Source organism: Flavobacterium gillisiae, assembly GCF_900107635.1.
Taxonomy (GTDB): Bacteria; Bacteroidota; Bacteroidia; order Flavobacteriales; family Flavobacteriaceae; genus Flavobacterium; species Flavobacterium gillisiae.
Window position 1 is genome coordinate 211,635 of the sequence record NZ_FNRD01000009.1, and the last position, 8,227, is coordinate 219,861.

Below are 8,227 nucleotides of genomic sequence, written 5' to 3' on the forward strand. Positions count from 1 at the left end.
TTTTGGTTTTTATAAAGCCCTACTTTTATTTTTTGTTTTACAATCATTCAACAGTCAAGCCCATACACCAATGACAACACCACCCATTTTACAAAAAGGAGATACGATTGCAATTTTGGCAACAGCCAGAAAAAATATTGATGACAACTTGCAACCTGCTATAGATTTATTGCATAGCTGGGGACTAGAAGTTGTTATTGGGAACACAATTGGTTTAGACGACAATCAATTAGCAGGTACTGATGCTGAAAGAGCAGCCGATTTTCAGAAGCAATTAGACAACCCAAATATTAAAGCAATCTGGTGTGTAAAAGGAGGTTATGGTACGGTTCGAATCATTGACTTACTGGATTTTACCAAATTCAAACAAAGTCCAAAATGGATTGTTGGTTTTAGCGACATCACCGTTTTACACAATCATTTAAATACAATGGGGTACAAAACCATTCATGGAATTATGCCTGTCACTTATCCGCGAGCAACTACGGAGGCCGTTGAAAGCCTAAAACTGGCTTTGTTTGGCAATCCCATTCGTTATGAAATCGCTACTGACCCTATGAATAGGTTTGGAAAAGCTTCAGGCGAGTTAGTAGGTGGGAATTTATCAATCTTATATAGTTTGTTAGGTTCTAATTCGGCTATTGATTGTACAGATAAAATTTTGTTCATAGAAGATTTAGATGAATACTTGTATCACATCGACCGCATGATGATGAATTTAAAACGCAATGGTTGTCTCGAAAGTATAAAAGGTATAATTGTGGGTTCTATGTACAAGATGCGAGACAATGATATTCCCTGGGGAAAAAATGCCCTTGAAATCATAGAAGATGTCACTAAGCAATACAAAATTCCCGTTGTCTATAATTTCCCGGCAGGACATATCCGCGACAATAGAGCGTTAGTTTTAGGAAGTGTTGTTCATCTTGAAGTTACTGCTAAAAAAAGTATTTTACAATTTGACTAAAAAAGATGGCTGAACACAATGAATTAGGGAAACTTGGGGAAGAATTAGCTGTATCCTATTTGCAGAAAAACGGATATACCATTATGGATACCAATTGGACTTTTCAAAAAGCCGAAATTGATATCATTGCCAAAAAAGAAAACACACTAGCGATTGTTGAAGTAAAAACCCGCTCCTCACTTGAGTTTGGTTTGCCACAGGATTTCGTGAAACCTAAAAAAATTCAGCTTCTCGTAAAAGCCGTTGACGCCTATGTCAATGAAAAAGACTTAGATATTGATGTCCGTTTTGACATCATTGCTATCCATATAGAAGGTAAATCTTTTGTAATTGAACACCTTATCGATGCGTTTTATCATTTTTAAGTAAATTTTATTGATGTTATATTTGTAACAAAATGTTTTTTATTTATATTTGCATACGTTTTTAACACAACTACTAAATCAACTAACTACTAGATCTAAGTACAAACATCTAATTTATTATGAAAACTGTTTCATCAATTGTCGAAAATTACATTAAAACAAAGCCTTTTCTATTAAACGCACTCTCTCTTGGAATTATTAATCTGACCTCATTATCAAGAAATATAATGTCAGAATTAGAAAGCGAGTTTGGCAAAGAAGTAAAACAAGGCGCTGTTGTAATGTCGTTAAAGAGACTAACGGAAGAACTTGATTTTAGACTAAATCACAAAATCAATAAAGTAATAAAAAATATAGGCGAGATAACTGTACGCTCTGCTTTGACTGATTATACGTTCTCTGTTTCTGAAACGGCTTTCAACAAACAGTCCCAACTAATATCAGACATCAATGCATTACCTGATGTATTTTATACCTCATCCAGAGGAGTAAATGAAATCAATATTGTAGTAAGCAATAGCGTAAATCACTTAGTTGACAAGCATTTTGTAAGTGAAAAACTGATTCAAAAACTGGACAATCTAGCATCGATTACCGTTAAATTACCAAAAGAAAACATTGTTGTTCCAGGTATATATTATTTCATCTTTCAGCGTTTAGCTTGGGAAGGGATTATCATTAATGAAGTAATCTCGACTTCTAATGAATTTACGATTCTGGTTAGCGAAGAGCAAGTAGATGTTGCTTTTAAAGTGATCAAAGATTTGAAGAACTAGGAATCCTCCCCCGGCCCCCTCCGAAGGAGGGGGAGTCTATACGGAAGTGGAGGGATGTTAAATATATATTGTGACTGTAGCTCCGGCTAAAAACTATCAGGGCTAAATCCGTCGGAACAGCACTGAAAACTAATCTACTGAATACTGATTATTTGCTGCAATTCCATTAGACTGCAGGTTTTGAACTTAAATTAATCTCTTTTCCCCAACATCTCCATCAACTCTAATGCTTTTCTTGTTGAATTTGCATTATCGAAAGTGATTAGCAGACGCAAACCATTTGGAGTTTGTTTCTCTTTCATTTTACAAAGCTCAGTACGCTTTTGAACAAACTGTATCACCGCTCTAAAACGTTGCGATTGGTAATAATCAGATTGTTGATCAGATACAAAATAACAAATCATCTTGCCTTGTTTCATCACTAGTTTCTCAATTCCTACTTGAGTCGCAATCCATTTGATACGAATACTATTCATTAAAGCAATTGCTCGTGGAGGCATTGGACCAAAACGGTCAATCAGTTTTGTTTGGAAGATTTGTAATTCTTCTTCATTTTTTACAGCCGCTAATTCACCGTACAAACTCAATCGTTCGCTGATGTTATTGATATATTCATCGGAGAAAAGCAACTCAAAATCAGTGTCGATTTGCAGGTCTTTTACGTACTCTTTCGTTTCAATATTATTCTCAGTAGGATACAAATCCTTGAATTCATTTTCCTTTAATTCCTCAATGGCTTCATTCATGATTTTCTGATAGGTGTCAAAACCTATTTCGTTGATAAAACCAGATTGCTCACCACCTAATAAATCTCCAGCACCACGAATCTCGAGATCTTTCATCGCGATATTAAAACCACTTCCCAGGTCACTGAATTGTTCTAATGCCTGAATTCTTTTTCTGGCATCGTCTGTCATTGCTGAATACGGCGGACAGATAAAATAGCAAAATGCTTTTTTATTGCTTCGCCCTACACGTCCTCGCATTTGATGCAAATCAGACAAACCAAAATTATTAGCGTTATTGATGAAAATCGTATTGGCATTAGGAACATCCAATCCGCTTTCGATAATTGTTGTAGCTACTAAAACATCAAATTCCCCATTCATGAAAGCCAGCATTAACTCTTCCAGCTTTTTTCCTTCCATTTGTCCATGACCAATTCCTACTCTGGCATTCGGTACTAAACGCTGAATCATTCCGGCGACTTCTTTTATATTTTCAATTCGGTTATTGATAAAAAATACTTGTCCATTGCGTTGAATCTCATACGAAATCGCGTCCCGAATCATCTCTTCGCTAAAACCAACAACATTAGTTTCGATAGGATACCTATTGGGTGGCGGAGTAGTAATTACTGATAAATCACGCGCTGCCATTAAGGAGAACTGCAAGGTTCGCGGTATCGGCGTGGCGGTCAATGTGAGCGTATCTACGTTAGCGGCAATCGTTTTTAATTTATCCTTTACGTTTACACCAAATTTCTGCTCTTCATCAACAATAAGCAATCCTAAATCTTTAAAAACAACGTTTTTATTGACTAATTGGTGCGTTCCTATGACAATATCCAATCTTCCTTCCGACAAATCTTTTAAAGTTTCCGCTTTTTGTTTAGCCGTTCTAAATCGGTTTAAATAACCAATGGTAACCGGCATGTCTTTTAATCGTTCCGTAAAAGTTCTATAATGCTGGTACGCTAAAATAGTTGTAGGAACCAGAATAGCGACTTGCTTCCCGTTATCTACCGCTTTAAAAGCAGCACGAATGGCAACTTCCGTTTTTCCAAAACCTACATCACCACAGACCAATCGATCCATAGGGCGATCGCTTTCCATATCGGCTTTTACTTCCTGTGTTGATTTGGTTTGATCCGGCGTATCCTCATATATAAAAGAACTTTCCAACTCATTTTGCAAATAACTATCCGGCGAAAACTGGAATCCTTTATCCAATCGTCTTTTGGCATACAGCTGAATCAAATTGAATGCAATGTGTTTTACTCTTGCCTTGGTTTTTTGCTTTAAAACTTTCCAGGCATTCGATCCCAACTTATAAATTTTAGGCGGTGTCCCGTCTTTACCGGTATATTTTGAGATTTTATGAAGGGAATGTATACTCACATACACAATATCATTATCAGCATAAACTAATTTTATGGCTTCCTGCGTTTTGTTCTCGACCTGTATTTTTTGCAAACCTCCAAAACGTCCAATTCCGTGATCGATGTGTGTTACATAATCCCCAACAGACAGCGTTGTCAATTCTTTTAAAGTGACATTTTGCTTTTTCGAATAGCTGCTCTTAATGTTGAATTTATGGTAGCGTTCAAAAATCTGATGATCGGTATAACAGGTAATTTGGTTTTCCTCGTCAATAAAACCTTGGTACAAAGGCAAAACAATCGTATTGTATTGTTTGCGAATATTCTCAGAGTTGGATTCGTCTAAACTTGCAAAAATATCATGAAATCGTTTTGCTTGTCCTTCATTCGAGCAAAACAAATAATTTTTATAACCGTTAAACTGGTTTTCACTAAGGTTGTTCAGTAACAAATCAAATTGCTTGTTGAATGATGGTTGCGGCTGAATGTGAAATTCGAATTTCTTAGCGATTTTAAAAATTGGTGTTGGACTCAACTCAACTATCGAAAAATCTAAAGCTCTTTTTATAAAAGTCTTTTGGTTTAAAAACAATTGATCTGGCGTAGCATGTTTAATGTCTTTTGACAATTTTTCGAAAGCTTCTTCCGCCCTAACAAATTGCTTGTCTAATTGTAAAAAAAGGTCTTCGGTATTTTGAATAAAGAGCACCGTTTTTTCTGAAATATAATCCAAGAAGCTTTCCCTGTTTTCTTGAAAAACTTTGTTTTCCACATTTGGGATTATCGTAATTTTCTTTTGGATTTCGATAGACAACTGAGTCGCTACATCAAAGCTACGGATGCTCTCCACTTCGTCACCAAAAAACTCGATACGGTACGGATTATCATTCGAAAAAGAAAACACATCGACAATACCTCCACGAACAGAAAATTCTCCCGGTTCTGTTATGAAATCGACTCTCTTAAATTCATATTCGAATAAAACCTCATTGATAAAATCAATTGAAATTTTATCTCCTACGGATACTTTTAAGGTGTTTTTTTCCAAATCTCTACGAGTTACTACTTTTTCAAATAGCGCTTCGGGATAGCTAACAATAACAGCGGGTTTCTTGCGGGAATTAATTCTGTTAAGCACTTCGGCACGAAGCAAAACGTTAGCATTATCCGTGTCTTCTATTTGGTATGGACGGCGATAAGAACCTGGATAAAATAGCACATCCTTATCTCCAATCATTTGTTCTAGATCATTCAAATAATAGGCCGCTTCCTCTTTATTGTTTAAAACGATGAGAAATGGAGCATCTGCTTTTTTAAATAACGCGCGTATGACAAAAGAGGCCGCTGATCCCAGCAAACCATCAAGATGTAATTTCGGTTGATTATTTTCCTGCAAACGTTCAACGATTTGTTGAATTTTAGGCGAATTATCAAAGATGTTATATAGGGCAGTTTTACTCAATTTGAGGAAGGTTTGGGTTGTTTATTGTTGGATTACTATTTGGAATGGCTCTGGAGGCATCCATCATTTTTATTAAATCAGATTCACCTTCTTCCACGGGAATTTTACTTTTTTCAACAATTTTATCCATTTGTCGCTGTAAAGAAGCTAATTCAACATTGATTTCAGCAATCAAATGAACCACCTTTTTATCTGGAATGTTATCTAAATGAATGTACAAATCAAGCAATCGCACTTTAGTGATTAATGTTGAAATTCTGCTTTTAATTTGTGGTTTATCGAACTTGTAAGGCAAATTCTCATTCAATGCCGTTGCTTTTTTAGAAATAGCTGCCGCTTTTTGTTGAAATGCTCCAATGGTCTTTTTCGGTTTTTGTGCTAGTTCAGCCAAGAACAGACGAAGCTCATTCCAAGTGGCCACACTTTCTTCGGCAGTAGTATTTATAGGTGTATCATAAAAAACCCAACCTTTATTTATATTCGAAAAAATGACTTCCTTTTTTTTGGCGTCTTTTTCGTTTTCTGCGATCCTTTTTTTGTTGTCATCCTTACAGGAAGAAAAGATAATAAAAAAGAAAAGTAAGTATGATAATTTGAATTTCATTGTGTTTTCATTAAAGCACAAAGTTACAAAGTAAATTTATAAATACAGATTTCAAAATGTGAATTACAAATCAGTTCAAAATACTGTATTTTTAACATCATTAATGCCAAAAAAGCAGACAAAAAATAACGATTTTAAGTTTTTGCTTGTACAATTAGCAAACTCCTTTTGAAGTGTTTTAGATAAATACGAAAACGTTATCTTAGCTGCTTAAAATTCGATAAAATGAGTACGAAAATATTAATTATAGGCGCTTGTGGACAAATAGGTACCGAATTAACCCATTCTCTGAGAAAAATATATGGAACTGATAATGTAATCGCCTCCGATATTCGAAAACTAAATAACGATGTTGTTAATTCAGGGCCATTTGAAGTAATCAATGCTTTAGATTTCAATCAGATTGAGCATCTTGTGGAAGTTCATAAAATCGATGAAATCTATTTGATGGCGGCATTACTATCAGCAACAGCTGAGAAAAACCCTGCTTTTGCTTGGGATTTAAATATGAACTCGTTGTTCCATGTTTTGAATTTGGCTAAAGCCAAAAAAATAAAAAAAATATTTTGGCCATCGAGTATAGCTGTTTTTGGCCCAACAACTCCAAAAGAAAACACACCGCAATACACCATCATGGAACCATCCACGGTGTACGGAATCAGCAAGCAATCTGGTGAAAGATGGTGTGAATACTACCATAATATCTTTGGTGTAGATGTAAGAAGCATCCGTTATCCTGGATTAATCAGTTACTCTTCGCCTCCTGGCGGTGGAACTACAGATTATGCAGTGGATATTTTTCACAAAGCACTTTCTGATAAAACTTACGAGTGTTTCTTGTCTTCAGAAACTAAGATGCCAATGATGTATATGGAAGATGCTATTGCTGCAACAATCCAGATTATGCAAGCGCCAGCAGAACAAATTAAAATACGTTCTTCTTATAACCTGGCTGCAATGAGTTTCACGCCAACAGAAATCGCAGCGGAGATCAAAAAACACATTCCTGAATTTACGATTACTTATGAACCCGACTTTCGTCAAAAAATTGCTGACAGCTGGCCTGCTAGTATTGATGATGCTGAGGCTAGAAAAGATTGGAACTGGAAACACAAATACGACCTGGAAACTATGACGGTGGATATGTTAGCCCATTTGAAATAATCCAAAAAAATAAGAATAAAAAAAAAGTCTAGCTTGAAAACTAGACTTTTTTTTGGGTTTGTTTGTTGATAAGTATTTCTTTCTAATTATCACCATTATAATAACGGGATTTAATTATCCATTTGTCATTTGCGTTTTCCAATAATATCACACATTTTTCTACGGCTCCGCCAAATTTATTAGTTGCGCTAAACCAAACTAAAGCAGTTTTTTTATTAACAAACAATGGTTTAGATAAAGTTAAGATTAATCTTTCTCCAAAGTTTAAATAATATCCCGTCTTATAATTGTTCAAATTTGTTTCAGCATCTAGTATTTCAAACGAGTGATTTGAGAAGTCAGAATTTTTCCAATTATATAGCTTCTTGTTTTTATATAGTTTTTTTAATTTAACTATTTCTACACTATCAATAACCCAATTATTAGAATTATAATTTAATTGATTTACATTCTTTAATTGTTGCTCATAAAATAACAATGCGCCTAAACCATTCCCAGCCTCATTAACTAATACATTTTTGGTATTTATGTAAGGCAAATATTTTGTTTTTAAAAGCTCCTCATCAATAAAATTATTCACTACTTGCCGTTCAATTCTTGTAATTGAACACGAAGTAATAATTAAACAGAAAATTAATACTATTATTTTTTTCATATAGCTTTTAATTACACGGTTGCCCATAATTTATTTGTTCTTCTGGCGTATCTTGACCAATAGAAAATCTAAATCCTCATTACTACAGGCACAAAATAGTAAAGCCAAGAAAATTCCTAAGTAATAGGGGGGG

7 protein-coding genes are annotated in these 8,227 nt (G+C 34.9%); 4 read left to right on the plus strand and 3 right to left on the minus strand.

The genetic code is table 11. The annotated features are described in order from the left end of the window. Positions 1-70 precede the first annotated feature (70 nt). The 3 genes from BLV35_RS13620 (at position 71) to BLV35_RS13630 (ending at position 2,108) form a co-directional block, all read left to right on the plus strand. Positions 71-967 (plus strand): S66 peptidase family protein, encoded by an 897-nt coding sequence (locus BLV35_RS13620; RefSeq protein WP_245712062.1) that lies wholly within the window; start codon positions 71-73, stop codon positions 965-967. 5 nt (positions 968-972) lie between these two features. Then, a complete protein-coding gene (locus BLV35_RS13625) occupies positions 973-1,332 on the plus strand; it encodes a YraN family protein (RefSeq protein ID WP_091091302.1) in 360 nt (119 codons plus the stop codon). A gap of 119 nt (positions 1,333-1,451) precedes the next feature. Beyond that, positions 1,452-2,108: an aspartate kinase gene (locus BLV35_RS13630; RefSeq protein WP_091091305.1), complete on the plus strand. Its 657-nt coding sequence runs from the start codon at positions 1,452-1,454 to the stop codon at positions 2,106-2,108. Positions 2,109-2,299: 191 nt separating this feature from the next. Here BLV35_RS13630 and mfd read toward each other — a convergent pair whose 3' ends face one another. Then, positions 2,300-5,671, minus strand: coding sequence for a transcription-repair coupling factor (mfd, locus tag BLV35_RS13635; protein ID WP_091091308.1), 3,372 nt, complete (start codon positions 5,669-5,671; stop codon positions 2,300-2,302). Then, positions 5,664-6,275, minus strand: a complete 612-nt coding sequence (locus BLV35_RS13640; protein WP_091091312.1) for a hypothetical protein — start codon at positions 6,273-6,275, stop codon at positions 5,664-5,666. The genes mfd and BLV35_RS13640 overlap by 8 nt, the downstream gene beginning before the upstream one ends. A gap of 225 nt (positions 6,276-6,500) precedes the next feature. On the opposite strand from BLV35_RS13640, the gene BLV35_RS13645 reads away from it, so the two are divergent. Next, the gene (locus tag BLV35_RS13645; protein WP_091091315.1) at positions 6,501-7,439 is read left to right on the plus strand and encodes an L-threonine 3-dehydrogenase; all 939 of its coding nucleotides are present in this window, start codon (positions 6,501-6,503) and stop codon (positions 7,437-7,439) included. 82 nt (positions 7,440-7,521) lie between these two features. Here the strand turns inward: BLV35_RS13645 and BLV35_RS13650 are convergent, their stop codons facing one another. Further along, positions 7,522-8,094 (minus strand): hypothetical protein, encoded by a 573-nt coding sequence (locus tag BLV35_RS13650; protein ID WP_143031863.1) that lies wholly within the window; start codon positions 8,092-8,094, stop codon positions 7,522-7,524. Positions 8,095-8,227 lie beyond the last annotated feature (133 nt).

Excerpts from the sequence above, each read along its gene's own strand:
- BLV35_RS13645 (WP_091091315.1), top strand. The coding sequence starts at position 6,501 with ATGAGTACGAAAATATTAATTATAGGCGCTTGTGGACAAATAGGTACC.
- BLV35_RS13620 (WP_245712062.1), top strand. The coding sequence starts at position 71 with ATGACAACACCACCCATTTTACAAAAAGGAGATACGATTGCAATTTTG.
- BLV35_RS13625 (WP_091091302.1), top strand. The coding sequence starts at position 973 with ATGGCTGAACACAATGAATTAGGGAAACTTGGGGAAGAATTAGCTGTA.
- BLV35_RS13640 (WP_091091312.1), bottom strand. The coding sequence starts at position 6,275 with ATGAAATTCAAATTATCATACTTACTTTTCTTTTTTATTATCTTTTCT.
- BLV35_RS13630 (WP_091091305.1), top strand. The coding sequence starts at position 1,452 with ATGAAAACTGTTTCATCAATTGTCGAAAATTACATTAAAACAAAGCCT.
- BLV35_RS13650 (WP_143031863.1), bottom strand. The coding sequence starts at position 8,094 with ATGAAAAAAATAATAGTATTAATTTTCTGTTTAATTATTACTTCGTGT.